Origin of the sequence: Streptomyces sp. NPDC050658, from assembly GCF_044457025.1 — a bacterium.
Taxonomy (GTDB): Bacteria; Actinomycetota; Actinomycetes; order Streptomycetales; family Streptomycetaceae; genus Streptomyces.
The window spans coordinates 318,240-342,539 of the sequence record NZ_JBITGM010000008.1; the positions used below are offsets into that span (position 1 = coordinate 318,240).

Below are 24,300 nucleotides of genomic sequence, written 5' to 3' on the forward strand. Positions count from 1 at the left end.
TCACATGCGTAGCAGAAACATTTTGGCGCTGACTCTGGCCACGGCCGCCACTCTGGCGGCGGCCGTGCCCACAGCTCTCCCCGCGGCCGCCGCCACGGCCGCAGACCCCGCCGACTCCCGTACGCCGGGCGCCCATTGCCCGCAGCTCTCGAAGAAGCTGAGCTGGTACGGCGACAACCGCGCCAGGCTCCAGCAGATGATCGACGAGCGCGGCAGCTGCTCCAACGCCCAGGTGCGGCACGGCAAGCAGCGTCCCGTCGCCTCCTTCGACTGGGACAACACCGTCGCCAAGAACGACGTCACCGACGCGACGATCGCCTGGGCCCTGCACCACGACAAGATCCTTCGCCCGGCCACCTGGAAGTCCACCAGCAAGTGGATGACGGACGACGCCGACAAGGCGCTCACCGCGGCCTGCGGCACCGACGTGCCCGTCGGCAAGCCGCTGCCCACCTCCACCGACACCGACTGCGCCGACGAGATCTTCGAGGTGCGCGAGGACGGGAAGACGATGAGCGGCGCCGCCGCCTTCGCGGGCGAGTGGGACCACCGGCACACCGTGCCCCAGTACGCCTGGGTGCCGCAGCTCTTCGCCGGACACACCGTCAAGGAGCTGGAGTCGTACGCCGCGAAGGCCCGCAAGGAGGCCCTCGCCGCCCCGATCGGCGCGACCCAGACGGTCGGCACGCACGAGATCCCCGGTTACGTCCGCTACTACGACCAGCAGCGCGACCTGATCCGCACGCTGAAGAAGGCCGGGTTCGACGTCTACATCGTCTCGGCGGGCTCGGAGCCGGTCACCGAGGTGTGGTCCAAGAGCGTGGGCATCGACCGCAAGCACACCATCGCCATCCGCTCCGTCCTCGACGACAAGGGCCGCATCACCCCCTGGAACCAGGGCTGCGGCGACGTCCCCGTCAACAAGGGCGAGGCCATCCCCTACATCGACGGCAAGCGCTGCTGGATCAACCAGGAGATCTACGGCGTCAAGGGCAAGTCCGCCTGGGACAAGCAGGACTGGTCCCACCGCATCGCGCTCGGCGGCGGCGACGCCGACACCGACGTCACGTTCGTCGGCGACGCGACCGGCGCCCACCTGGTCCTGAACCGCAACAAGAGCGAGTTCATGTGCCGCGCCTACGACAACGCGGACGGCCGCTGGGTCGTGAACCCCATGTTCATCGAACCGCTGCCGCAGAAGGCCGACCCGTACCCCTGCTCGACGGCCGCGTACAACGAGCACGACGGCGCCAAGGGCCCGGTGCTGCGCGAGGACGGCTCGGTCGTGCCCGATCAGGAGGACGCGGTGTTCTGACGGTCCTGCTGTCCTGATCTTCGGGGCACGACCTAGAGTGCCGGGATGAGTATGTCGCCCCCTCCCGGCTGGTACCCCGACCCGTCGGCGCCGCCGGCTCAGCCCGTCGAGCGCTGGTGGGACGGGTCCGCGTGGACCGAGCACCGGCGCGCCCCGCAGACGGCCCAGGCGCAGCCGGGATTCGGCCCCGCGACGACCCAGCCGCAGCAGGGGCTCGGCCTCGCGACGACCCAGCCGCAGCCCGTGGTCTCCGGGGGCGGCGGCCGGGCCAAGGCCGTCGCGCTCGCCGCCGCCGGGGTCGTCCTCGTCGCGTCGATCGTCACCGGCGTCGTGGTGCTCGGCAAGGACGACGGGGACCCGGAGGGCGACGGCCCCCCGCCGGGCACGTCGGAGCCGGTGGATCCGCCGTCCCCGACCTTCGCGTCGCCCACCACTTCGGCCCCCGACCCCGAACCCTCCCGGCTCGTCGACCAGCTCAACGGCATCACGATCCCCGTGCTCGACGGCTGGGAGAAGGCGGACAGCACGGTCGGCGGCGACCCGACCGTCCGCACCCCCGACGTCTACGACTGCCCCGGCGAGGGCAGCCTCTGCCGGCACGGCACGGTCTACTCCCGCACGGCCACGGCCACCGACGAGCGCTCGCCCAAGGCCCTGGCCCTCGGCGACATCAAGGACGCGGCGGACGCGGCGTACGACGAGGACCGGGTCGGCCAGGAGCCGTACGGCGGCATCACCCGGCACGAGAAGGTCAAGGAGGGCTCGGTCGCCGTCGCGGGCCGCTCCGGCTACCTGGTGCGCTGGCGCGTCTACACCGAGAAGGGCGAGGGCGGATACGTCCAGTCGCTGGTGTTCCCCTCGACCCTCGGCTCCGAGTCGCCGGTCATCGTCCGCTCCGCCCTCGCCGTGGCCGACGGCGCGCCGCCGCTCTCCGACCTGGACGAGATGACCAAGGGGATCCGCCCGATCGGCGGCGGCGAGACGGACGGCGGCGTGGGCAACAGCGTGGGCCCCACGCCCTGACGGCCGGGGCTACAGGAAGGTGTGGCCCTCTCCGCGGTACGTCGGCACCGTCGCCGTCACGCGGTCGCCCTCCACGAGGTGCAGCACGTCGAACCGCTCGCACATCTCCCCGGCCTTGGCGTGCCGGAACCACACCTTGTCGCCGATCAGGAGATCGTCCGCGGGCGAGCCGAGCAGCGGCGTCTGCACCTCGCCCGCGCCCTCCTGCGGGTCGTAGCGCAGACCCTCGGGCAGATACGGCACGGGGGAGCGGTCGGGGCCCGCGGCGCCCGACGCCGGGTAGCCGCCGCCGAGCACCGTCACCGTGCCGACGCCGGGCCTGCGCACCACGGGCTGACCGAAGAGCGCGGCCGGACGCCCGCTGAACGACGTGTAGTTGTCGAAGAGCCTCGGTACGTAGAGACCCGACCCGGCGGCGATCTCCGTCACCGCGCCCTCGGCCGCCGTGTGCTGCACGCTGCCCGTGCCGCCGCCGTTGACGAACTCCAGGTCGGGCGCGACCGCGCGCACCGCGCGGATCGTCTCGGCGCGGCGGGCCGCGAGTTCCCTGCGGGCCGCGCTCTGCATCGCCCGGATCGCCCGCGACCGCAGCGGCCGCCCCGCGATCGCGTCACCGACGCCGGCCACATGCCCCTCGTACGCCATCACACCCACGAGACGGAAGCCGGGCCGCCGGGCCACGGCGCGGGCGAGGGCGGCGACCTGCACGGGGGAGTGCAGCGGAGAGCGGCGCGCGCCGATCCGCACCCGGCCCCCGAGGATCTTGAGGGCGGTGTCCAGTTCGAGACAGACCCGCACCTCCTGGGAGCCCTCCGCCCTGGACTCGTCGATGAGCCGCAGCTGCGCCGGGTCGTCGATCATCACCGTCACGGAGGCGGCCAGCTTCGGGTCGGCGGTCAGCTCCGCGAAACCGGCGCGGTCGGCCGACGGATAGGCGAGCAGCACGTCCTCGAACCCGGACCGGGCCAGCCAGATCGACTCGTCGAGCGTGAACGACATGATCCCCGCGAAGCCGTCCCTGGCCAGGACGCGTTCGAGCAGGGCACGGCAGCGCACGGACTTGCTGGCGACCCGGATCGGCTTCCCGCCGGCCCGCCGCACGAGATCGTCGGCGTTGGCGTCGAACGCCTCCAGGTCGACGATGGCGAGGGGGGCGTCGAGGTGCTTGGTGGCCCGGTCGTAGCGGGCCCGGTCTGCGGCTCGGGCGGTCATGTCCGAAGCCTGCCAGACGCGATTACCCGAGGGTAGGGGGATGATCCGGGCAGATCACCCCGGCCTTCGGTCTGGTTCCCTGCCGACCTGCGTCTGCCTTTAGAGTTACGCGCACAAGAGCGAGGAAACGGGGGGTGCATGAGCACGGAAGCGCGACGGACTCCCGTCCCGCCGCTGCCCACGGCCCCGCCCCCGCCGGCGGGCCCGCCGCAGCCGCCCGCGGACGGCGACCAGGACTCCGTCCTCGGCGACCTCCTCGCCCCCTTCGACCGGGTACGCCTCCCGGAGCCCTCGGAGGCGGCAGAGCCGGCGGAGAGCGAACCGGCCGAAACCCCGCAGTCCCCGCCCCCGCCGCTCGCGTCCGCCCGCTTCCCCGACGCGCCGCCGCCCCCCGTCGAACCGCCCCCCGCCGCGGAGCCCGCACCGGACACGGAGCACATGAACGACACCGATCCGGGTGCCGCCGACTACCCCCTGCCGCCGCCGCAGCCGCCCGTTCCCGACGCCGCCCCCGCGTCCCCGGCCCGGACGACCGCCGCCCGCCGCGCGGTCGGCGCCGTCGACCTGACGCCGGGACCCGGCGCCGGACGGCCCTTCGTGACCCTCGCCCGCCCCGCGCTGTACGACGACAGCACCACCCGGCTGCGGCCCGTCCGCCCCTGGGCACGTCCCAGGGCGGCCGCCGCCGCGGCCTGTGTGGTGCTCGGCCTCGGTCTCATCGGCGGTGCCGCCACCGGGAGTTGGCTCACCGGCGACGCCCGGGGCGCGGGCGGCACCCAGAACGCGTACGCCGTCGCGGGCGAGCTCTGGCACAGCGTGCCCGTCGACCGGCTCTTCCCCGCCACCATCAAGGGCGAGGGGGCGGGCCCCGGCGGCGCCGACCGCACCTGGACCCGGATAGCCGTCGCCCCGGACAGCGGCTGCAAGACCGCCTTCGACCCGCTGCTCCGCAAGGCCCTCGCCCCGGCCGGCTGCCTGCGGCTGCTCCGCGCCACGTACACGGACGCGACCAGCAGCCATGTCACCACCGTGGGCCTGCTGTTCACCAAGGCCGACGCCGACGCGATGCGCTCCCTGCGCACCCGCTTCACCGAGGAGGGCCTCGACCGGCGCGAGGACCTGATGCCGCGCCCGTACGCCGCCAAGGGCACCCCGGCCGCCGGCTTCGGCGACGCCCAGCGCGCCTCCTGGACCGTCTCCGTGCTGCCGGACGCCCCGGTCGTGGCCTTCGCCGTCTCCGGGTTCGCCGACGGCCGCACGGTCACCGAACCCGAGCCCGCCGCCGACGCCATGAAGTCGTCCGCCACCAGCGCCCCCGCCCAGGCGGGCCTCGGCAACGAGGCGAAGGGCATCGCAGACCGCGTCGAGCGGAGCCTGCGCAAGACCATCGCGGCCACGGGGAAGTCCTCATGAGCATCCGCCAGTTGACGACCGCCGCGACCGCCGCCCTCCTCGCCGGGTCGCTCGCCCTGCTGCCCACCGCCGCGCACGCCGACGACGGCATCCGCGCCCAGCAGTGGGCCCTCGACGCCCTGCACACCGAGGAGGCCTGGCAGACCACCAAGGGCAAGGGCATCACCGTCGCCGTCCTGGACACCGGCATAGACGCCGAGCACCCCGACCTCAAGGGCAACGTCCTGACGGGCAAGGACATGGTCGGCTTCGGCGCCAAGCGCGGCGACCGCCCCTGGGCCCGGCACGGCACCGCCATGGCCGGCATCATCGCGGGCCACGGACACGGCGCGGGCGGCGGCGACGGCGTACTGGGCATCGCCCCCGAAGCGAAGATCCTGCCGATCCGCGTGATCCTGGAGGACGGCGACCCCGCCCGCTCCAAGGCCCGCAACACACGCGGCAACGCGCTCGCCGACGGCATCCGCTGGGCCGCCGACCACGGCGCCGACGTCATCAACCTCTCCCTGGGCGACGACTCCAAGTCCGCCCACCCCGAACCCGCCGAGGACGCCGCGGTCCAGTACGCCCTGAAGAAGGGCGCCGTCGTCGTCGCCTCCGCGGGCAACGGCGGCGAGCGCGGCGACCACATCTCCTACCCGGCGGCCTACCCCGGCGTCATCGCCGCCACCGCCGTCGACGAGAACGGCAACCGCGCCTCCTTCTCCACCCGCCGCTGGTACGCCACCGTCAGCGCGCCCGGCAAGGACATCGTCATCGCCGACCCCGACCGCGAGTACTACGAGGGCTGGGGCACCAGCGCCGCGTCCGCGTTCGTCTCCGGCGCCGTCGCCCTGATCCGCGACGCCCACCCCGGCCTGACCCCGGCGCAGATCAAGAAGCTCATCGAGGGCACCGCACGGGACGTGCCCGGCGGCGGCCGCGACGACTCACGCGGCTTCGGCTTCATCGACCCGGCGGCCGCGATCGCCAAGGGCGGGTCGCTGAAGCCGGAGGGGCTGAGTTCGGCGGCGTACGAGAAGAAGTACTTCGGCGCGGGCCCCGATCCCGACCGGGGCGACGGCGGTCCCGCGGGGTGGGTGGGCCCCGTCGCGGGCGGCCTCGGGGTGGCCCTCCTCGCGGCGGGCGTCTACCTGTGGCGCGGCCCGAGGGGACGCGGGACCCGCACCGTCTGAAGCGGCCCCCGCACCGCCCGCCGGGCCCCCGAGCGGGGTCGATAGGCTCAGGAGCGTGGCGAACAAGAACATCCCGGACCCCGGCTTCTCCGACGACGACGGGTCCGCCGACCCCCGGCTGACCAGCGCGCTCGCGGCCTGGGCCGAGGACCGCACGGCGCACGGCCCGGTCCTCGAGGCACTCGCGGGCGCCCGCCTCCTCGTCCCTGTCGTCGCCGTCCTCGGCGAGGTCGAGGAGGACGAGAACGGCCTGCGCCGCGAGAAGACCAGCGACATGGCCGTGCCCACCCTCAAGGCGGGCGACCGCAAGGCGCTGCCCGCCTTCACCTCCATCCGCTCCCTGGCCCTGTGGGACCCGGAGGCCAGGCCCGTCGCCGTGCCGCTGCACCAGGCACTCGCGGCCGCCGCCCACGAGCAGGCGGACACGATCGTGCTCGACCTCGCGGGCCCTGTCCCCTACGAGCTCGGCAGGTCGGCCCTGGTCGCGCTCGCCGAGGGCCGCTCCAGCGCCGACCCGCTCGCCGACCCGGCCGTCACCGATGCCGTGCGCGCGGTCGTCGCCGCCGAGCCGGCCGTGCTCCGCGCCCATCTGGGCGCAGGCCGCGCGGACGGCACCCTCGCCCTGGTCATCGACCCCGCCGCCGACGCCTCCGAAGTGGCCCAGCGCGTGGCCCGGGGCATCGCGGCCGACGAAACACTCAGGGCCCGCCTGGTGCGCGGCCTCGACCTGGCACTGCTGCCTGCCGAGGCGACGCCACCGGGCGAGCCCCTTTACGTACGTACGGTGTAGGACTCAGCCGAAGACCGGGCCCGTGTACTTCTCTCCCGGGCCCTGACCCGGCTCGTCCGGCACCACGGACGCCTCGCGGAAGGCCAGCTGCAGCGACTTCAGGCCGTCACGCAGCGGGGCCGCGTGGAAGGAGCTGATCTCCGTCGCGCTCGCGTCCATCAGACCGGCGAGGGAGTGGATCAGCTTGCGGGCCTCGTCGAGGTCCTTGTGGCCCTCGCCGCCCTCGGCCAGGCCCAGGTTCACGGCGGCGGCGCTCATCAGGTGGACCGCCACCGTGGTGATCACCTCGACCGCGGGGACGTCCGCGATGTCACGGGTCAGGGTGTCGAAGTCGGGGGAGTCACCGGCGGGGGACTCGGGGGTGGGGGTCGCGTCGCTCATGTCCCACACGATAAGCGGAGGCCCGGGCGGGCGGCGCCGCGGGAGGCCGCGCGCACGACGGTTAGCCGCACCCCCCGGGACCTGCTAACCTTGTGTAACGACCGGCCGGAGTCTCGCGTGCCAACGCAAGGAACCGGCCCACAAGTGGAGGCTCCGCTTCCCACCTGGCCGCTCCCCGGAGCGGCGGGTCACCGGTCAGGCGGCCACAGTCCCCGAGACTTCGGCCCGCCCGAGATGCGCCCCGCGATCACCGCGGAGGTGCTCCGGTAGTAATGGAGCCCCTTCCTGTGATCGGCCGGGGCATTTTTTATGCGCCGACGCTGTTGGTCCGAATATTCAGACGTAACGCGGCTGTCCGCCAGACCGCCGCGTGGTGCTACCGAGGAGGATCCATCAGCGCCGAGCCCCGCATCAACGACCGGATTCGCGTTCCCGAGGTGCGACTTGTCGGTCCCAGCGGCGAGCAGGTCGGGATTGTTCCGCTTGCCAAGGCCCTGGAGCTTGCGCAGGAGTACGACCTGGACCTGGTCGAGGTCGCGGCGAACGCACGTCCGCCGGTCTGCAAGCTCATGGACTACGGGAAGTTCAAGTACGAGTCGGCCATGAAGGCCCGTGAAGCGCGCAAGAACCAGGCGCACACGGTCATCAAGGAGATGAAGCTCCGGCCGAAGATCGACCCGCACGACTATGACACCAAGAAGGGTCACGTCGTCCGGTTCCTCAAGCAGGGCGACAAGGTCAAGATCACGATCATGTTCCGTGGTCGCGAGCAGTCCCGGCCGGAGCTCGGCTACCGACTGCTGCAGCGTCTCGCGAACGACGTCGAAGACCTCGGGTTCATCGAGTCGAACCCGAAGCAGGACGGCCGAAACATGATCATGGTCCTCGGTCCGCACAAGAAGAAGACCGAAGCCATGGCCGAGGCCCGCGAGGCCCAGGCCGCCCGCAAGGCCGAGCGCCAGGGCCGAGGCGACGACTCCGCTGAGGAGCCGGCCGTCGACGCCGAGGCCGAGGCCCCTGCTGAGGCCTGATCCAGGACGCGCCTCCCACGCGCGCCCCGGATGACAACTGATACATCTGACGCTCCCTGCCGCCGGTTCGCAGGAACTGGAACCGGCGGGGAGTGCCACTGACGAGGAGAGAACGGCGCTATGCCGAAGAACAAGTCGCACAGCGGTGCCAGCAAGCGCTTCAAGATCACCGGCTCCGGCAAGGTGCTCCGTGAGCGCGCCGGCAAGCGCCACCTGCTCGAGCACAAGTCGTCCCGTCTGACGCGTCGCCTCACCGGCAACGCCGAGATGGCCCCGGGCGACGCCAAGAAGATCAAGAAGCTTCTCGGCAAGTGAGTTCGGGCGCGGCGAGCGCCTGAATTCTGACCGGGACCCAATCGATACCGGGCCGTGTGAAGACAACCACGGCCCCGCTACAAGGAGTTAACAAGTGGCACGCGTCAAGCGGGCAGTCAACGCCCACAAGAAGCGTCGGGCGATCCTCGAGCAGGCCAGCGGCTACCGCGGTCAGCGGTCGCGCCTGTACCGCAAGGCCAAGGAGCAGGTCACCCACTCCCTGGTCTACAACTACAACGACCGCAAGAAGCGCAAGGGCGACTTCCGTCAGCTGTGGATCCAGCGCATCAACGCCGCTGCCCGCGCCAACGGCATCACCTACAACCGCTTCATCCAGGGTCTGAAGGCCGCGAACATCGAGGTCGACCGCAAGATCCTGGCCGAGCTGGCCGTCAACGACACCAACGCGTTCGCCGCGCTGGTCGAGGTTGCGCAGAAGGCGCTGCCCTCGGACGTCAACGCGCCGAAGGCCGCCGCGTAACACTGCGCCGAGCTGAGCGTGAATCGGACCCGCAGGCCACTTGGCCTGCGGGTCCGAGTGTGTCCGGCTTCCCGTCTGCCGTCGTCTGTCGTCTGCCGTCCGCGGGTCTTCTTTGGCTGGTCGCGCAGTTCCCCGCGCCCCTTTCGGGGGCGCTGTTCCTAAGGTGAGTCCCATGGTTGCCGCCCCTGAACTGATTTCTCCCAAATCGCCCCGCGTCACCGCCGCCCGGCGGCTTGCCAAGCGGAATTTTCGGGGGAAGGAGCGGCTGTTTCTCGCTGAGGGGCCGCAGGCCGTGCGGGAGGCCGCGGGGTACGGGGACACGCTCGTGGAGCTGTTCGCGACCGTCGACGCCGCCGAGCGGTACGCCGACATCGTCGGGGAGGCCCGCGCCGCGGGCGCCCGCGTGCACCTCGCCGAGGAAGCCGTGATCGCCGACATCTCGACGACCGTCACGCCGCAGGGGCTCGTCGGGGTCTGCCGGTTCATCGACGTGCCGTTCCAGGACATCCTCGCCGCCCGGCCCAAGCTCGTCGCCGTCCTCGCGCACGTCCGCGACCCCGGGAACGCGGGCACCGTGCTGCGCTGCGCCGACGCCGCGGGCGCCGACGCCGTCATCCTCACCGACGCCTCCGTGGACCTCTACAACCCCAAGTCCGTACGGGCGTCGGTCGGTTCGCACTTCCATCTGCCCGTCGCGGTCGGCGTACCCGTCGAGCAGGCCGTGCAGGGCCTCAAGGACATCGGCGTACGCATCCTCGCCGCCGACGGCGCGGGCGAGGACGACCTCGACGACGAACTCGACAAGGGGACCATGGGCACCCCGTCCGCCTGGGTCTTCGGCAACGAGGCCTGGGGGCTACCGGAGGAGACCCGCGCACTCGCCGACGCCGTGGTGCGCGTTCCGATCCACGGCAGAGCGGAAAGCCTCAACCTCGCCACGGCCGCGGCGGTGTGCCTCTATGCCTCCGCCCGTGCACAGCGTGCCGTGGGAGGGTGCCGCTCCGTCACCCCCAGCTAGTAGTGTGACGGGCTCGGGGGCCTCGGCATTGCTCGAGCGGAGGTGTGCACCTCCTGTGCCAGTCCGAGAGGTGGGATACGGGGAATGAGCATCGGCACGAGCAGATCACCGGCGGCGCAGGGCGTCCTGTGCACCCGCGCGGACCCAGGCGGCCCCGGTGACCTCGGCGGACTCGGCCTCGACCCGGACGAACTGCCCGACGGCCTAGTCGTCGCGGACGAGACGGGCCACGTCATCTGTTTCAACACCGCGGCCGCGCGCATCACCGCGGTCTGCGCCGCCGACGCGCTCGGTACGCCCCTGGAGCGCGCCCTGCCTTTAGAGGACCTCGAAGGGCGCCGCTGGTGGCAGCTCACCGATCCCTACGGCGGCCTCGCCACCCGCTTCGCCCAGCCCGAGCGCAATCTGCTGCTCCCCGGCGGGCGTGAGGTCCTCGTCTCCGCGCGCTATGTGCGCACCGCGCCCACCGGCCCCGTCCGCCGTGTCGTCGTGTCCATCCGCGACACCGAGGCCCGCCGCCGCACCGAGCGCAGCCACGCCGAGCTGATCGCCACCGTCGCCCATGAACTCCGCTCGCCCCTCACCTCCGTCAAGGGCTTCACGGCGACGCTGCTCGCCAAGTGGGAGCGGTTCACCGACGACCAGAAGAAGCTGATGCTGGAGACGGTGGACGCCGACGCCAACCGCGTCACCCGGCTCATCGCCGAGCTGCTCGACATCTCACGGATCGACTCCGGACGGCTCGAGCTGCGCCGCCAGCCCGTCGACATAGGCGCCGCCGTCGGCCGGCACATCCAGGCCCATGTCGCGTCGGGCCAGGACGCCGACCGTTTCCTGGTCCGGATACAGCAGCCGCTGCCCGATCTCTGGGCCGACCCTGACAAGATCGACCAGGTACTCAGCAACCTCCTGGAAAATGCCGTGCGGCACGGCGAGGGAACGGTCACCATTGACGTGGCGTCCTCGCCGGCCTGCTCGACGGCCGTGACGGTCAGCGACGAGGGCCCCGGCATTCCGGAGGAATCGATGGGCCGCGTCTTCACCCGCTTCTGGCGGGGCAGCAAACGCGGCGGGACGGGACTGGGCTTGTACATCGTGAAGGGCATCGTGGAAGCGCACGGCGGCACGATCACCGTCGGCCGCGCGCCCGGCGGCGGCGCCCAGTTCCGATTTACGTTGCCCGTGGGCACTCCGGCGTATCTCCTCTGATCAAGACCCATCACGACTCGTCACGTCTGATCGCGTCTGATCACTGCTGATCCGCCCGAGCAACGCCCGCGGGCTCATTCGCCTGCGCCACCCCCGTTAGAATCGATCCTTGGCACGTTTGCGTCCCTGATCTGTGGACGATTCGTCTCCGAGTCGTAGACGGGGACCATCACCAGCCAACCGGAAGCACGGGAAGAGATGTCGGCACCGAACAAGTCGTACGACCCTGTTGAGGTCGAGGCACTGAAACCTGAAGAGATCGAGCGCATGCGGGACGAGGCGCTCGCCGCCTTCGCCGCCGCCGGCGACCTCGACAAGCTCCAGGAGGCCAAGGTCGCGCACACCGGCGGCACCTCGCCGCTGGCGCTCGCCAACCGCGAGATCGGCGCGCTGCCCCCGCAGGCCAAGGCCGAGGCCGGCAAGCGCGTCGGCATGGCGCGCGGCGCGGTCAGCAAGGCGCTCGCCGCCCGCCAGACCGAGCTCGAGGCAGAGCGCGACGCGCGGGTCCTGGTCGAGGAGGCGGTGGACGTCACGCTGCCCTACGACCGCACCCCGGCCGGTGCCCGGCACCCGCTGACCACGTTCATGGAGCGGGTCGCGGACGTCTTCGTCGCCATGGGCTACGAGATCGCGGAGGGCCCCGAGGTCGAGGCGGAGTGGTTCAACTTCGACGCCCTGAACTTCACCCCGGACCACCCGGCCCGGCAGATGCAGGACACGTTCTTCGTCCAGGGCCCCAAGGGCACCGAGGGGGACGAGTCCGGTGTCGTACTGCGGACGCACACCTCGCCCGTGCAGGCCCGCGCGATGCTCGACCGTGAGCCGCCCGTCTACATCGTCTGCCCCGGCCGCGTGTACCGCACGGACGAGCTGGACGCGACGCACACCCCGGTCTTCCACCAGATCGAGCTGCTCGCCGTGGACGAGGGCCTGACCATGGCCGACCTCAAGGGCACCCTGGACCACATGGTCCAGTCGCTCTTCGGCGCGGACATGAAGACCCGCCTGCGCCCGAACTACTTCCCGTTCACCGAGCCGTCCGCCGAGATGGACATGGTCTGCTACGTCTGCCGTGGCGAGTCCGTGGGCAACCCGGACCGCCCCTGCCGCACCTGCGGCAGCGAGGGCTGGATCGAGCTGGGTGGCTGCGGCATGGTCAACCCGAAGGTCCTCACGGCCTGCGGCGTCGACCCTCAGAAGTACAGCGGATTCGCCTTCGGGTTCGGCATCGAACGGATGCTGATGTTCCGCCACAACGTCGAAGACATGCGAGACATGGTCGAGGGTGACATCCGGTTCACCCGGCCGTTCGGGATGGAGATCTGATGCGGGTCCCGCTTTCCTGGCTGCGGGAGTACGTCGACCTCCCCACCACCGAGACCGGCCGTGACGTACAGGCCAAGCTGATCGAGGTCGGCCTCGAGGTCGAGACCGTCGAGCAGCTCGGCGCCGGCCTCTCCGGCCCCCTGGTCGTCGGCAAGGTCCTCACCATCGAGGAACTGACCGAGTTCAAGAAGCCCATCCGCTTCTGCACCGTCGACGTGGGCTCCGCCAACGGCACGGGCGAGCCGCAGGAGATCGTCTGCGGCGCCCGGAACTTCGCCGTCGGCGACAAGGTCGTCGTCGTGCTGCCCGGCGCCGTCCTGCCCGGCGACTTCAAGATCGCCGCGCGCAAGACGTACGGCAAGACCTCGCACGGCATGATCTGCTCCGGCGACGAGCTGGGCATGGGCGACGACGGCAGCGGCGGCATCATCGTCCTGCCGCCCGAGCACGAGGCCGGCACCGACGCCATCGAGCTGCTCCAGCTGGTCGACGAGGTCCTGGACATCGCCGTCACGCCCGACCGCGGCTACGCGCTCTCGATGCGCGGCGTCGCCCGCGAGACCGCCACCGCGTACGGCCTGCCGCTGCGCGACCCGGCGCTCCTGGACGTGCCCGCGCCGAACTCGTCCGGCTACCCGGTCAAGATCTCCGACCCGCGCGGCTGCGACCGCTTCACCGCGCGCACGGTCACGGGCCTGCAGCCCGAGGCCCGCTCGCCGATCTGGCTCAAGCGCCGCCTGCAGAAGGCGGGCATGCGCCCGATCTCGCTCGCCGTCGACATCACCAACTACGTGATGCTGGAGCTCGGCCAGCCGCTGCACGCCTACGACCGCTCCCGCATCGAGGGCACCATCGGCGTGCGCCGTGCCGAGCAGGGCGAGAAGTTCACGACGCTCGACGGCGCCAAGCGCGTCCTCGACGCCGAGGACCTCGTCATCACCGACGACCGCGGCCCGATCGGCCTCGCGGGCGTCATGGGCGGCGCCAACACCGAGATCGCGGATCACGAGGAGACGGCGGGCACGACGGACGTCGTGATCGAGGCCGCGCACTTCGACGCCATCTCCATCGCCCGCACCGCCCGGCGCCACAAGCTGCCCTCCGAGGCGGCCAAGCGCTTCGAGCGCGGCGTCGACCCGCAGGCCGCGTCCGCCGCCGCGCAGCGCACGGTCGACCTGCTCGTCCTCCTTGCGGGCGGCACCGCCGACGCCGGGGTCACCGAGGTCATCGCGCCCTCCGCGCCCCGCACGATCAGCATGCCGGCCGACCACCCGGACAAGGTCGCGGGCATGGACTACGGCCGCGAGACCGTCGTACGCCGCCTCCAGGAGGTCGGCTGTGACGTCTACGGCCAGGACGCCCTGACGGTCACCGTGCCGTCCTGGCGCCCCGACCTCACCGAGCCGAACGACCTCGCCGAAGAGGTCATCCGGCTTGAGGGGTACGAGAACCTGCCCTCGACGCTGCCCAAGCCCCCCGCGGGCCGCGGCCTGACCGACCGGCAGCGGCTGCACCGCCGCATCGGCCGCGCCCTGGCCGGCAGCGGTTTCGTCGAGGCGCCGAACTACCCGTTCATCGGCGAGTCGGTCTTCGACCAGCTCGGCCTCGAGCCCGGCGACCCCAAGCGCCGCGTCGTGAAGCTGGTCAACCCGCTCTCCGACGAGGAGCCCGCGCTCCGTACGACGCTGCTTCCGGGCCTGCTCGGCGCGCTGCGCCGCAACGAGGGCCGGGGCAGCCACGACCTGGCGCTCTTCGAGACGGGGCTTGTCTTCCAGCCGCGCGAGGAGGCCCGGATCGCGGTCCGGCTGCCCGTCGACCGCCGTCCCACGGACGAGGAGATCGCCTCCCTGACCGAGGCGCTTCCCGTCCAGCCGCGGCATGCCGCCGTCGTCCTCGCGGGCGCCCGCGAGCAGGCCGGCTGGTGGGGCAAGGGCCGCCCGGCGGACTGGGCCGACGCGGTCGAGGCCGCGCGCACCCTGGCCGCCGAGTCGGGCACCGAACTGCTCGTGCGCCAGGGCCAGTACGGTCCGTGGCACCCGGGCCGGTGCGCCGAGCTGGCCGTGGTGATCGACGGTGCGGAGCAGGTCATCGGGTACGCCGGTGAGCTGCACCCGCGTGTCGTCAAGGCGCTGTCGCTGCCCGCGCGCACCTGCGCGATGGAGCTGAACCTGGACCGTCTGGAGGACGCCGGCGCCGGTGTCCCGCAGGGGCCGAAGATCTCCACGTTCCCGGTCGCCACGCAGGACGTCGCGCTGGTCGTCTCCCAGGACGTCCCGGCCGCCGAGGTCGAGAAGGTCCTGCGCGAGGGCGCGGGTGAACTCCTCGAGTCCATCCGGCTGTTCGACGTCTTCACCGGCGAGCAGATCGGCGAGGGCAAGAAGTCCCTGGCGTACGCGCTGCGCTTCCGCGCGGCCGACCGCACGCTGACCGTCGACGAGGCCTCCGCGGCCCGTGACGCCGCCGTCGCCCTCGCGGCGGAGCGTACGGGTGCGGTGCTGCGCGGAGCGTAGTCACCGCCTGTAGTCGTTGCCAGGCGCACAAGGGGCGCAAAGAAGGGCGTATCCGGACTTCCGGATGCGCCCTTCACTCGTTTGAGTGACAAGTAAGCCCTCTCTGACCCGATGGGCCCAGGCGGTCGACAGAATCTATCCGGCCGCGGGGGCTGACCTGCGCGGCTTGTACGGCCAGCACGCTGAACATGGCCTTAGGGGGGCCGTCGGCATGATCCGTATCAGGGCTGGAGCTCCCCGCAGAGTGCTGCTCGGGGTGAGGCGCGGGAGCGCGTTCCGGGCGAGGGCCGGTGCGCGGGCCGACCCGTTCCGTGCGCGTCGGTCGTCCCGTGCCGGACGGTCGCCCCGCGGGGATCCGCCGCGGATCGGGCGGGCCCTGATGCTGGGTCTGCCGACGGTCTGGGGCGCGGTGGCCATCACGTACAAACTCTTCTGCCCGCTCGCCCAGCAGGACGGACTCGGGGCGAGGATCGTCAGCAGCGCGGTCTTCTTCGCCGTCGGTACAGGGCTGATACTGCACGTCCGGAGTGTGCTCCTCGATGAGCTGAGGCAGCTGCGCGAGGTCGCGGGCGCCGCGCAGAACGTCCTGCTGAGGCCGTTGCCGCCGCGCGTCGAGGGCCTCACCGTCGCGGCCGGGCGGCTCTCCGCCTCCCGGGGCGCCAGTGTCGGCGGCGACCTGTACGAGGTGGCGGCCACCGATCACGGCGTCCGCGTCGTGATGGGCGATGTCCGCGGGCACGGCCTCGCCGCGATCGCGACGGCCGCCGCGGTGCTGGGCAGCTTCCGCGAGGCGGCGCACGAGGAGCCGGAACTGCCGCTGGTGCTGCGCCGGTTGGAGCGGGCGCTCGGGCGGCATCTGCGGGAGCGGTCGCGGGCCGAGCATCCGGCGGGCGGTGGAGCGGCGCCGGAGACTCCGGTCGGCGAGGAGTTCGTCACCGTACTCCTGATGGAGATCGGCCCCGACGGCGACATGGCCGCACTGAACTGCGGCCACCCCTGGCCGCACCGGCTGAGCGGAGCCGCGGAGCCGGTGGCCGCCGCCGAGCCGTTGCCACCGCTCGGCCCCTTCCCGCTCCCGGCCGAACTCCCGGTCCTCGACTGCGGATCACTCCTGCCGGGCGAGGCGCTGGTGCTGCACACGGACGGCATGGAGGACGCGAGGGACAAGGCGGGCCGCTTCTTCCCCCTGCGCGCGGCGCTCACGGATGCGGCACGGGTCCCGCCGGTGGTACCGCAGGCGGTGATCCGCACGGTGTACGACCAACTGCTCCGCCACACGGGGAGATTGCCGGCGGACGATGCGGCGTTGTTGGTGCTGCGCAATGACCGGAGGCGGGTGCCGGTGCAGCCGGGGGAGGCGGTGCAGCGGGCGGGGACGTTGGGCTGAGTCCTCGACTGCGGATCACTCCTGCGATGCGGCGTGCACCGCCGGTGCCGGCGCAGCCGACGGCTTCCTGGTGCCGTGGCCGGCCATGCGCCGCCCCGCCCCGCCTGGAGATGTCGGGCAGACGGCGGGGTGGGCGGCGCCTTATGAGGGCCGCCGCACTTTCGAGGGGGAGCCGGCGGCCCGGCCGGCCTCCTTGTGAGGAACCTCAGTGAAGCGTGACGGGAGTGGTCGCGGGCAGAGCGCACACCCCCCGGATTCGCGCACTCCGTTCACACCCCGTGTGAAGTCACCTCTACTACGCTGGCCACACCGAGCCACCGGAGGGCCTCCATGCAGCCCAACACCCTGCTCGACGCGATCCTCGACGAAGCCGGAATCTCCCATGCGGGCCTGGCCGCCCATGTGAATCAGGCCGGCAAGCGGCGGGGACTCGCGTTGCGGTACGAACACACCGCCGTCTCCCGCTGGTTGAAGGGCCAGCGGCCGCGCGGCCAGGTGCCCGACCTGATCTGTGAAGTCCTCGCGGGGCGGCTCCAGCGGACCGTGACCCTCGACGACATCGGCCTCGGCGTGCCGGGCATACCGGCCGCGAGACCAGGATCGGCGGCCTCGACGCTCTCCGGGTTCGTGGAACGGGCCACGGCCCTGTGGCGCTCCGACGAACAGCAGCGCCCGCATCTGCTCGGCGCCCCCGCGGTCACCGGCACGCCCGCCGTGATGCCCGTGTGGGAGTGGGAGAACCCGCCCGAGGACGTGGACGTGTCGCGTGGCGGGCGGCACCAGGTGAGCACGGCCGACATCGACATGATGCGCGCGGCCCGAGCCCACTACGAGCAGATGTACCGCAAGACGGGGGGCATCGCGACCCGCTCCCGCATCGTCGGCTTCCTCAATGCCGAGGCCGCGCCGCTCCTCCGCGGCAGTTACACCGACGCGACGGGGCGTCAACTGCACCGCTCGACAGGTGGGTTGGTGGCCATCGCGGGCATCTGCGCCTATGACTCGAACGCGCACGGTCTCGCGCAGAGGTACTTCCACCAGGCTCTGCGCCTGGCGAAAGCCAGCGGGGACCGGGGACTCGGGGCCTACGTCATCGCGCTGCTCGTCAACCAGTCGCTGTTCATGCGCGAGTACCGGCAGGCGGTCGCCTTCGCCGAGGCCGCGCTGCGCGCCGCGGGGCGTGACCTCACCCCGGCGCTCGCCTCCGATCTGTACGCCATGCAGGCAAAGGCGTACGCGCATCTGGGCGACGGCAGGAGCGCGCTGTCCTGCATCCGGCGTGCGGAGGCCGCGGCGGACCGGATCCGGCGGGGACGCGAACCGGCCGAGACCGGCTATGTCCAGCCGGGCCTGGTCAACGTACAGGTGGCGGAGGCACTGCTCAGTCTCGGCGACCTGGCCGGGGCACATGAACACGCGGCGGCGGCCGTGGACACCCCGGCGCACGACCGGGGCCGGGTCCACCGGCTCGCCATGCTCAGCCAGATCGAACTGCGCCAGGGGAACACCGACGAGGCCGTGGCCACGGCGGTGGAAATGGCAGAACAGGCACGGGGGATGGAGTCCCAGCGGTTGCGCGACCGGCTGCGGGCTGTGCGTGAACATCTCGTACGCAGCGACTGCGCGGGCACGGCCGAGGCGGCCGAACTGATCGACGGGGCACTGCGGGTACCCCTGTGACGTGAATCGCGTACCACTGCTCTGAACCCCCTCCTGCTGCGATATTGCCATCTACTCGGCGGAAGGTGGCAGAACCGTGCAGTGGACGAAACAAAGCGAACAAACTGTGTATGGAAACCGATGGTTCACCGTGAATCTCGCGGACGTCGAGCTGCCGGACGGCCGGCATCTCGACCACTTCCTCATCCGGCTGAGGCCGGTCGCGGTGGCCACCGTCGTCAACGAGGCCAACGAGGTGCTGCTGCTGTGGCGGCACCGCTTCATCACCGACAGCTGGGGCTGGGAACTGGCGGCCGGCGTCGTCGAGGACGGCGAGGACATCGCGTACGCGGCGGCCCGCGAGATGGAGGAGGAGACCGGCTGGCGGCCGGGCCCGTTACGGCACTTGATGAGTGTCGAACCGTCCAACGGGCTCACCGACGCGAAGCACCACATCTACTGGTCGGACGAGTGCACCTACATCGGCCATCCCGAGGACGACTTCGAGTCCGACCGCCGTGAGTGGGTCCCGCTCAAACTCGTCCCCGACATGGTGGCCCGTGGCGAGGTCCCGGCCGCCAACATGGCGGCGGCGCTCCTTCTCCTGCACCATCTGCGACTTGGCCAGGACCCGCACTAGCGGCCGATGGCCTGCCAGATGGCCACGGCGAGCGCGCCCACCGCCGTCAGGGCGAGCAGGGCCGGCAGCGGCCAGCGGGTGTGCTCGAGTGCGGCGACCCGTAGCGTCAGGTCGTCCTGGTTCTTCATGCTCTGTTCGTCGTGTTGGGTGAGCAACGCCAGCCGTCCGTCGACGCGAGCCAGGCCCACGTCCATGCTGCGGCGTAACTCGGCGAGTTCTTCGGGGACCACGCGATGCTCGGGGTCGGCGGCCACGTGTCCGCTCCTTTCTGTAGCTGTCCATCCCCCTGATGCGCACGGAAAGTCAACTCGCCTGGTGGCCAAGGCGGGAGAGTGTGCGAAGGGCATATGCGAGCCCACCGCGCACACGGTGTGTGAACGCCGCGGGCCCGGCACTCTGTCGAGTGCCGGGCCCGTGTGCGCTGACGAGGTGCCGCGTGGTCGGACGCGTCAGCTGTACGGATAGAAGCCCGAGCCGGTCTTGCGGCCGAGCCGGCCCGCGTCCACCATCCGCTGCAGCAGCGGGGGAGCGGCGTACAGCGGCTCCTTGTACTCGGCGTACATCGACTCGGCGATCGAGACGATGGTGTCGAGGCCGATCAGGTCGGCGAGCTTGAGCGGGCCCATCGGGTGGGCGCAGCCGAACTCCATGCCGTTGTCGATGTCCTCGCGGCTCGCGATGCCCGACTCGAACATCCGGATCGCGGAGAGCAGATACGGCACGAGCAGCGCGTTGACCACGAAGCCCGAGCGGTCCTGGGCGCGGATCGCGTGCTTGCCGAGCACCTTCTCGGCGAAGACCTGCGCCCGGCTGATGGTGCCCTCGGAGGTGGTGAGGGCCGGGATCAGCTCGACGAGCTTCTGCACCGGGGCCGGGTTGAAGAAGTGGATGCCGATGACCTGGTCGGGACGCGAGGTCGCGACGGCAAGCTTCACCAGCGGAATCGAGGAGGTGTTGGAGGCGAGGATCGCGTCCTGCCGGGTCACCACCTGGTCGAGGACCTGGAAGATCTCGGTCTTGACCGCCTCGTTCTCGACGACGGCCTCGATCACCAGGTCGCGGTCGGCGAACTCCCCGAGGTCGGTCGTGAAGCTGAGCCGGGCGAGCGTCTCGTCCCGCTCCTCCTCCGTGATCTTTCCGCGCTCGGCGGCCTTGGAGAGGGAGTTGTAGAGCCGGGTGCGGCCGATCTCCAGGGCCTCGCCGGTGGTCTCCGCGACCATCACGTCAAGGCCGGAGCGGGCGCAGACCTCGGCGATCCCGGCGCCCATCTGGCCGCAGCCCACTACTCCGACGCGCTCGATGTCGGGCATAGAGTCGGTCACCTCGTGCCTTTCGCTGATCAACGGGCCGGCAGGTCCCCCGGTCGATAACGGTGCCTGCCCCGCCGATGAACGTTACCGCCGAACCTCCGTTGAATGACGGGCCGGGTCGGGCATGCTGTCCCGTACAAGCAGCGGTTCCGGCGAATATCGGGCTCAGGGGGCGAGCGGATGAGGCGTATGTCACGCCGCGGATTCACGATTGCGGCGGCTGCGATGGTGGCGGGGGTCACAGCGGCGGGGGACGCGGCGGCCCTTCCGGGGCGCGCGCACGCCCGGCGCGAACTGCGCGGGATGTGGCTGGCGACCGTCGCCAACCGGGACTGGCCCTCGAAGCCGGGCCTGACGGCGGACGAGCAGAGAGCCGAGCTGATCGGCCATCTCGACACGGCGGTGCGGCGCCGCCTCAACGTGGTGGTCTTCCAAGTGCGGCCCACCGCCGACGCGTTGTGGCCCTCGCCGTACGAGCCGTGGTCGCAGTACCTCACGGGGGTGCAGGGGCAGGACCCCGGCTGGGACCCGCTGGGCACCGCGGTCCGGGAGGCGCACGCCCGAGGGCTCGAACTGCACGCCTGGTTCAACCCTTTCCGCATCGCCAACCACACGGACCCCTCCCGCCTGGTCCCGACGCATCCCGCGCGGCTGCACCCCGACTGGGTCGTGCCGTACGGCGGGAAGCTCTACTACAACCCGGGCCTGCCCGAGGTCCGGCGCTTCGTGCAGGACGCGATGCTCGACGCCCTGCGGCACTACGACATCGACGCGGTGCACTGGGACGACTACTTCTATCCGTACCCCGTCGCCGGACAGGTCTTCGACGACGACGCGGCGTTCGCGCGCTACGGCGGCGGCTTCCCGGACCGGGCCGCCTGGCGCCGGGACAACATCGACCGTCTGGTGCGGGAGATGGGCAAGCGGGTCCACAAGGTGCGCAAGGGCGCGAAGTTCGGGATCAGCCCGTTCGGGGTGTGGCGCAACGCCTCGACGGATCCGCTCGGTTCGGACACCCAGGCGGGCGTGCAGACCTACGACAACCTGTACGCCGACACCCGCGGCTGGGTGAAGAAGGGCTGGATCGACTACATCTGCCCGCAGCTGTACTGGAACATCGGCTTCACCGTCGCCGACTACGCCAAGCTGCTGCCCTGGTGGGCGGATGTCGTCGAGGACACGGGCGTACGTCTCTATGTGGGCGAGGCGCTCTACAAGGCGGGCGACCCGGCGCAGCCCGCGGCCTGGCAGGACCCTGGAGAGCTGTCCAAGCACCTGACGTATGCCAAGGGCTTCCGGCAGGTGCGCGGACATGTGTACTTCTCGGCCAAGGAAGTCGGCGTGGACAAGATCGGCGCCATGGCGCGGGTGGTCGCCGACCACTATCAGGAGCCGGCCAGGCCCTGAGTCACTCCTCGGTCGCGAAGTGCCGTACGACGGTGTCGGGACCCGGCGACATCAGGGTCTCGTGCCCGTCCTCGAAGCGGACGCGGTACGGGGGGCCGCCGTCCTGGCCGAGCACCTCGATGACCTCCGCGGTCCGGTCGTGCTGCCCGACGATCCTGCCGTGCACCAGCAGCTTGTCGCCTACGCTTGCCTGCATCTGGAGTGACCTCCTCGTCCCCCGGCGGTAGCGATCCGTGGCCATCAGTCTACGTCGGGTGGTGGGACGAAGGCCCTACCCGCGGGCCCGTTGAGTGACCGCGATGCACACCAGGACCGCGGCGGCGGTCAGCGGCGCGGCGACGGTGAGGTGCTCGCCGAGCAGGAACACGGACCAGACCAGGGTGAGCAGCGGCTGGGCCAACTGGAGCTGGCTCGCCTTCGGTACGCCGATGACGGCCATGCCGCGGTACCAGACGACCAGGCCCAGGAACTGTGAGCCGATGGCGGCGTAGAGCAGCCCGGCCGTGCTGTGCCCGGTGAGCTCGAAGGACTCGTACTGGAAGGCGATCACCGCACCCACCACGGAGAGCGGCAGGCACATGACCAGCGCCCAGCCGACGACCTGCCAGCCCGGCATCTCACGGGCGAGCCTGCCGCCCTCGGTGTAGCCGGCCGCGCAGATCAGCAGCGCGCCGAAGAGGTAGAGGTCGGCGGTCGACAGCGCGCCGCCGCTCTGCTGGACGGTGAAGGCGATCACCGCGGCCGCGCCCGCGAGGGCCGCCGTCCAGAACGTCCGCGAGGGCCGGGCGCCCGTGCGCAGGGCCGAGAAGACGGCGGTCGTCAGCGGCAGCAGGCCCACGACCACGGCGGCGTGCGCGGTGGTGGAGGTCTGCAGGGCGAGCGTGGTCAGGAGCGGGAAGCCGACGACGACCCCGGCGACGACGACCGTGAGCCCGGCCCAGTGCCGGCGGGCGGGGATCGGCACCCGCAGGGCGAGCAGCGCGCCGCCCGCGACGACCGCGCTCAGGGCGACCCGCAGAGCCACGAACGACCAGGGGCCGATGCCTTCGAGGCCCCAGGCGGTGGAGGGGAAGGTCAGCGAGAAGGCGATGACGCCGAGCGCGGCCATGAGGGTGCCGGTGCGGCGTGAACCGGACTCGGCCGACTCGGGCCGGGGGCTTGCGCCGTCGGCGGCCGCCGGGTGGAGGGTGCTGCTCGCGGTCTCGGCAACTGCTATCCGGCTCGGGCGAGTAGCGCTATCCTGTGCTGTCATGAGTGAGAGTAGCAGTGTGGCTGAGTTGGCGAAACGGCTGAGGGATGAACTGGATCGCTACTCTCCAGGTGGAAAGCTGCCGTCGAGTCGGGCACTGGTCGAGCGCTTCCGGGTGAGTCCGGTGACCGTGTCGCGGGCCTTGGGGCAGCTGGCCGCCGAGGGGCTCGTCGTGACGCGTCCCGGCGCCGGGGTGTTCCGTGCCGAGCCGCAGGCCGCCGCCGCTCCCGTGGGCGACACCTCGTGGCAGGAGGTGTCGCTGAGCGCGGACTCGGCGGCGGAGCTGGTGCCGCGGGCGGTCGACGCCTCCGGTGTGCTCGTCACCCTCACCGCGCCCTCGCCCGGCGTCATCGAGTTCAACGGCGGCTATCTGCACCCATCGCTGCAGCCCGAGCGCGCGATGGCGGCGGCGCTCGCGCGGGCGGGGCGGCGGCCCGGCGCGTGGGGGCGCCCGCCGATCGACGGGCTTCCCGAGCTGCGGGAGTGGTTCGCGCGCGGCATCGGGGGTGCGATCACCGCGGCCGAGGTGCTGGTCACCGCGGGCGGCCAGAGCGCGCTCACCACGGCGCTGCGGGCCCTCGCGCCGCCCGGCGCACCGGTCCTGGTCGAGTCCCCGACGTACCCGGGCATGCTGGCGATCGCCCGCGCGGCGGGGCTGCGGCCGGTGCCGGTGCCGGTCGACACCGACGGCGTACGCCCGCAGCTGCTCGCGGAGGCGTTCAAGGCCACCGGCGCGCGGGTGTTCGTCTGCCAGCCGCTGTTCCAGAACCCCACGGGGGCCGTGCTCTCGGCGGAGCGGCGCCCCGAGGTGCTGCGGATCGCCCGTGCGGCCGGGGCCTTCGTCGTCGAGGACGACTTCGTGCGGCGCCTGGTGCACGACGACGCGGGGCCGCTGCCGCGCCCGCTCCAGTCCGACGACCCCGACGGCGTCGTGGTGCACGTCTGCTCGCTCACCAAGGCGACGTCGCCGAGCTTCCGGGTGAGTGCGCTGGTCGCCCGCGGCCCGGTCCTGGAACGGCTGCGCGCGATCCAGGTCGTCGACCACTTCTTCGTGCCGAGGCCGCTCCAGGAGGCGGCGCTCGAACTGGTCGGCTCCCCGGCCTGGCCGCGCCATCTGCGGCAGGTGGCGGGCGAGTTGAAGGAGCGCAGGGACGCGATGGCGGCGGCCCTGCGCCTCACCCTGCCCGAGCTGGCCGTGCCGCACATCCCCGCCGGCGGCTACAGCCTCTGGCTGCGCCTGCCCGACGGCACGAACGAGTCGGCCCTGGTGGGCGCGGCCCTGCGCGCGGGCGTCGCGGTGGCCCCCGGCCGCCCGTACTTCGCGGCGGAACCCCCGGCGGCGCACCTGCGGCTGAGCTTTGCCGCGCTCGCGGGGGTCGGCGAGATCAAGGAGGGGGTGCGCAGGCTGCGGGCGGCGTGCGAGGAGGTGGGGGCGGTGGGCGGCTAGCG

Annotated in this window: 23 protein-coding genes; 17 read left to right on the top strand and 6 right to left on the bottom strand. The window is 71.9% G+C overall.

Annotation, left to right across the window (positions count from 1 at the left end; all coding sequences use genetic code 11):
• Window positions 1-4 precede the first annotated feature (4 nt).
• A complete protein-coding gene (locus ACIBKX_RS27495; RefSeq protein ID WP_363274341.1) occupies window positions 5-1,315 on the top strand; it encodes a haloacid dehalogenase-like hydrolase in 1,311 nt (436 codons plus the stop codon).
• Window positions 1,316-1,360: 45 nt separating this feature from the next.
• Window positions 1,361-2,338, top strand: a complete 978-nt coding sequence (locus ACIBKX_RS27500; RefSeq protein WP_363274343.1) for a DUF2510 domain-containing protein — start codon at window positions 1,361-1,363, stop codon at window positions 2,336-2,338.
• A gap of 9 nt (window positions 2,339-2,347) precedes the next feature.
• On the opposite strand, the gene ACIBKX_RS27505 is transcribed toward ACIBKX_RS27500, so the two are convergent.
• Window positions 2,348-3,550, bottom strand: a complete 1,203-nt coding sequence (locus ACIBKX_RS27505) for an amino acid deaminase/aldolase (protein WP_363274345.1) — start codon at window positions 3,548-3,550, stop codon at window positions 2,348-2,350.
• Window positions 3,551-3,688: 138 nt separating this feature from the next.
• Between ACIBKX_RS27505 and ACIBKX_RS27510 the strand changes: the two genes are divergently transcribed.
• Genes ACIBKX_RS27510 through ACIBKX_RS27520 form a run of 3 tightly spaced genes read left to right on the top strand, consistent with a single transcriptional unit; the run spans window position 3,689 to window position 6,928 of the window.
• Complete coding sequence (locus ACIBKX_RS27510; protein WP_363274347.1) at window positions 3,689-4,963, top strand: hypothetical protein; 1,275 nt, start codon at window positions 3,689-3,691, stop codon at window positions 4,961-4,963.
• Entirely contained in the window at window positions 4,960-6,138 is a 1,179-nt protein-coding gene (gene mycP, locus ACIBKX_RS27515; RefSeq protein WP_363274348.1) for a type VII secretion-associated serine protease mycosin, read from the top strand. The genes ACIBKX_RS27510 and mycP overlap by 4 nt, the downstream gene beginning before the upstream one ends.
• A 55-nt stretch (window positions 6,139-6,193) precedes the next feature.
• Entirely contained in the window at window positions 6,194-6,928 is a 735-nt protein-coding gene (locus tag ACIBKX_RS27520; RefSeq protein ID WP_363274350.1) for an SseB family protein, read from the top strand.
• Window positions 6,929-6,931: 3 nt separating this feature from the next.
• Here the strand turns inward: ACIBKX_RS27520 and ACIBKX_RS27525 are convergent, their stop codons facing one another.
• Window positions 6,932-7,309, bottom strand: coding sequence for a DUF1844 domain-containing protein (locus ACIBKX_RS27525; RefSeq protein WP_363274351.1), 378 nt, complete (start codon window positions 7,307-7,309; stop codon window positions 6,932-6,934).
• Between the two features lie 332 nt (window positions 7,310-7,641).
• Between ACIBKX_RS27525 and infC the strand changes: the two genes are divergently transcribed.
• The 10 genes from infC (at window position 7,642) to ACIBKX_RS27575 (ending at window position 18,885) form a co-directional block, all read left to right on the top strand.
• Window positions 7,642-8,340, top strand: a complete 699-nt coding sequence (infC, locus tag ACIBKX_RS27530; protein WP_399376313.1) for a translation initiation factor IF-3 — start codon at window positions 7,642-7,644, stop codon at window positions 8,338-8,340.
• 120 nt (window positions 8,341-8,460) lie between these two features.
• A complete protein-coding gene (gene rpmI, locus ACIBKX_RS27535; RefSeq protein WP_003947156.1) occupies window positions 8,461-8,655 on the top strand; it encodes a 50S ribosomal protein L35 in 195 nt (64 codons plus the stop codon).
• A 94-nt stretch (window positions 8,656-8,749) separates the two neighbouring features.
• Entirely contained in the window at window positions 8,750-9,136 is a 387-nt protein-coding gene (gene rplT, locus ACIBKX_RS27540; RefSeq protein WP_363274353.1) for a 50S ribosomal protein L20, read from the top strand.
• Window positions 9,137-9,308: 172 nt separating this feature from the next.
• On the top strand, window positions 9,309-10,154 hold the full coding sequence (locus ACIBKX_RS27545; RefSeq protein WP_363274354.1) for an RNA methyltransferase: 846 nt from the start codon (window positions 9,309-9,311) through the stop codon (window positions 10,152-10,154).
• A gap of 84 nt (window positions 10,155-10,238) precedes the next feature.
• Complete coding sequence (locus tag ACIBKX_RS27550; RefSeq protein ID WP_363274355.1) at window positions 10,239-11,363, top strand: ATP-binding protein; 1,125 nt, start codon at window positions 10,239-10,241, stop codon at window positions 11,361-11,363.
• Window positions 11,364-11,561: 198 nt separating this feature from the next.
• Window positions 11,562-12,689: a phenylalanine--tRNA ligase subunit alpha gene (gene pheS, locus ACIBKX_RS27555; protein ID WP_363274356.1), complete on the top strand. Its 1,128-nt coding sequence runs from the start codon at window positions 11,562-11,564 to the stop codon at window positions 12,687-12,689.
• Window positions 12,689-15,199, top strand: a complete 2,511-nt coding sequence (gene pheT / locus ACIBKX_RS27560) for a phenylalanine--tRNA ligase subunit beta (protein WP_363274357.1) — start codon at window positions 12,689-12,691, stop codon at window positions 15,197-15,199. Before pheS ends, pheT begins: the two co-directional genes overlap by 1 nt.
• Window positions 15,200-15,578: 379 nt before the next feature.
• On the top strand, window positions 15,579-16,586 hold the full coding sequence (locus tag ACIBKX_RS27565) for a PP2C family protein-serine/threonine phosphatase (RefSeq protein ID WP_363274358.1): 1,008 nt from the start codon (window positions 15,579-15,581) through the stop codon (window positions 16,584-16,586).
• A 330-nt stretch (window positions 16,587-16,916) separates the two neighbouring features.
• Complete coding sequence (locus ACIBKX_RS27570; protein ID WP_363274359.1) at window positions 16,917-18,266, top strand: transcriptional regulator; 1,350 nt, start codon at window positions 16,917-16,919, stop codon at window positions 18,264-18,266.
• A gap of 76 nt (window positions 18,267-18,342) precedes the next feature.
• On the top strand, window positions 18,343-18,885 hold the full coding sequence (locus ACIBKX_RS27575) for an NUDIX hydrolase (protein ID WP_363274360.1): 543 nt from the start codon (window positions 18,343-18,345) through the stop codon (window positions 18,883-18,885).
• On the opposite strand, the gene ACIBKX_RS27580 is transcribed toward ACIBKX_RS27575, so the two are convergent.
• Window positions 18,882-19,139: a hypothetical protein gene (locus ACIBKX_RS27580; protein ID WP_363274361.1), complete on the bottom strand. Its 258-nt coding sequence runs from the start codon at window positions 19,137-19,139 to the stop codon at window positions 18,882-18,884. The genes ACIBKX_RS27575 and ACIBKX_RS27580 overlap by 4 nt on opposite strands.
• A 195-nt stretch (window positions 19,140-19,334) precedes the next feature.
• Window positions 19,335-20,195, bottom strand: a complete 861-nt coding sequence (locus tag ACIBKX_RS27585) for a 3-hydroxybutyryl-CoA dehydrogenase (RefSeq protein ID WP_363274362.1) — start codon at window positions 20,193-20,195, stop codon at window positions 19,335-19,337.
• 180 nt (window positions 20,196-20,375) lie between these two features.
• Between ACIBKX_RS27585 and ACIBKX_RS27590 the strand changes: the two genes are divergently transcribed.
• The gene (locus ACIBKX_RS27590; RefSeq protein WP_363274364.1) at window positions 20,376-21,602 is read left to right on the top strand and encodes a family 10 glycosylhydrolase; all 1,227 of its coding nucleotides are present in this window, start codon (window positions 20,376-20,378) and stop codon (window positions 21,600-21,602) included.
• Window position 21,603: 1 nt separating this feature from the next.
• Here ACIBKX_RS27590 and ACIBKX_RS27595 read toward each other — a convergent pair whose 3' ends face one another.
• Both ACIBKX_RS27595 and ACIBKX_RS27600 read right to left on the bottom strand, forming a co-directional pair.
• Window positions 21,604-21,798, bottom strand: a complete 195-nt coding sequence (locus tag ACIBKX_RS27595) for a DUF1918 domain-containing protein (protein WP_363274365.1) — start codon at window positions 21,796-21,798, stop codon at window positions 21,604-21,606.
• A 75-nt stretch (window positions 21,799-21,873) separates the two neighbouring features.
• Window positions 21,874-22,854 carry a DMT family transporter gene (locus ACIBKX_RS27600; protein WP_363274366.1) on the bottom strand — a complete coding sequence of 327 codons (981 nt, stop codon included), beginning with the start codon at window positions 22,852-22,854 and terminating at the stop codon, window positions 21,874-21,876.
• Between ACIBKX_RS27600 and ACIBKX_RS27605 the strand changes: the two genes are divergently transcribed.
• Window positions 22,853-24,298, top strand: coding sequence for a PLP-dependent aminotransferase family protein (locus ACIBKX_RS27605; protein WP_363274368.1), 1,446 nt, complete (start codon window positions 22,853-22,855; stop codon window positions 24,296-24,298). The genes ACIBKX_RS27600 and ACIBKX_RS27605 overlap by 2 nt on opposite strands.
• Window positions 24,299-24,300: the final 2 nt, after the last annotated feature.

What these genes read in the sequence shown, in the direction of transcription:
- pheS (WP_363274356.1), top strand. Translation starts at nt 11,562, where the DNA reads ATGTCGGCACCGAACAAGTCGTACGACCCTGTTGAGGTCGAGGCACTG.
- ACIBKX_RS27595 (WP_363274365.1), bottom strand. Translation starts at nt 21,798, where the DNA reads ATGCAGGCAAGCGTAGGCGACAAGCTGCTGGTGCACGGCAGGATCGTC.
- ACIBKX_RS27500 (WP_363274343.1), top strand. Translation starts at nt 1,361, where the DNA reads ATGAGTATGTCGCCCCCTCCCGGCTGGTACCCCGACCCGTCGGCGCCG.
- ACIBKX_RS27570 (WP_363274359.1), top strand. Translation starts at nt 16,917, where the DNA reads ATGCAGCCCAACACCCTGCTCGACGCGATCCTCGACGAAGCCGGAATC.
- ACIBKX_RS27505 (WP_363274345.1), bottom strand. Translation starts at nt 3,550, where the DNA reads ATGACCGCCCGAGCCGCAGACCGGGCCCGCTACGACCGGGCCACCAAG.
- ACIBKX_RS27600 (WP_363274366.1), bottom strand. Translation starts at nt 22,854, where the DNA reads ATGACAGCACAGGATAGCGCTACTCGCCCGAGCCGGATAGCAGTTGCC.
- ACIBKX_RS27590 (WP_363274364.1), top strand. Translation starts at nt 20,376, where the DNA reads ATGAGGCGTATGTCACGCCGCGGATTCACGATTGCGGCGGCTGCGATG.
- ACIBKX_RS27585 (WP_363274362.1), bottom strand. Translation starts at nt 20,195, where the DNA reads ATGCCCGACATCGAGCGCGTCGGAGTAGTGGGCTGCGGCCAGATGGGC.
- ACIBKX_RS27510 (WP_363274347.1), top strand. Translation starts at nt 3,689, where the DNA reads ATGAGCACGGAAGCGCGACGGACTCCCGTCCCGCCGCTGCCCACGGCC.
- ACIBKX_RS27605 (WP_363274368.1), top strand. Translation starts at nt 22,853, where the DNA reads ATGAGTGAGAGTAGCAGTGTGGCTGAGTTGGCGAAACGGCTGAGGGAT.
- ACIBKX_RS27545 (WP_363274354.1), top strand. Translation starts at nt 9,309, where the DNA reads ATGGTTGCCGCCCCTGAACTGATTTCTCCCAAATCGCCCCGCGTCACC.
- mycP (WP_363274348.1), top strand. Translation starts at nt 4,960, where the DNA reads ATGAGCATCCGCCAGTTGACGACCGCCGCGACCGCCGCCCTCCTCGCC.
- ACIBKX_RS27525 (WP_363274351.1), bottom strand. Translation starts at nt 7,309, where the DNA reads ATGAGCGACGCGACCCCCACCCCCGAGTCCCCCGCCGGTGACTCCCCC.
- ACIBKX_RS27550 (WP_363274355.1), top strand. Translation starts at nt 10,239, where the DNA reads ATGAGCATCGGCACGAGCAGATCACCGGCGGCGCAGGGCGTCCTGTGC.
- ACIBKX_RS27495 (WP_363274341.1), top strand. Translation starts at nt 5, where the DNA reads ATGCGTAGCAGAAACATTTTGGCGCTGACTCTGGCCACGGCCGCCACT.
- ACIBKX_RS27565 (WP_363274358.1), top strand. Translation starts at nt 15,579, where the DNA reads ATGCTGGGTCTGCCGACGGTCTGGGGCGCGGTGGCCATCACGTACAAA.
- rpmI (WP_003947156.1), top strand. Translation starts at nt 8,461, where the DNA reads ATGCCGAAGAACAAGTCGCACAGCGGTGCCAGCAAGCGCTTCAAGATC.
- pheT (WP_363274357.1), top strand. Translation starts at nt 12,689, where the DNA reads ATGCGGGTCCCGCTTTCCTGGCTGCGGGAGTACGTCGACCTCCCCACC.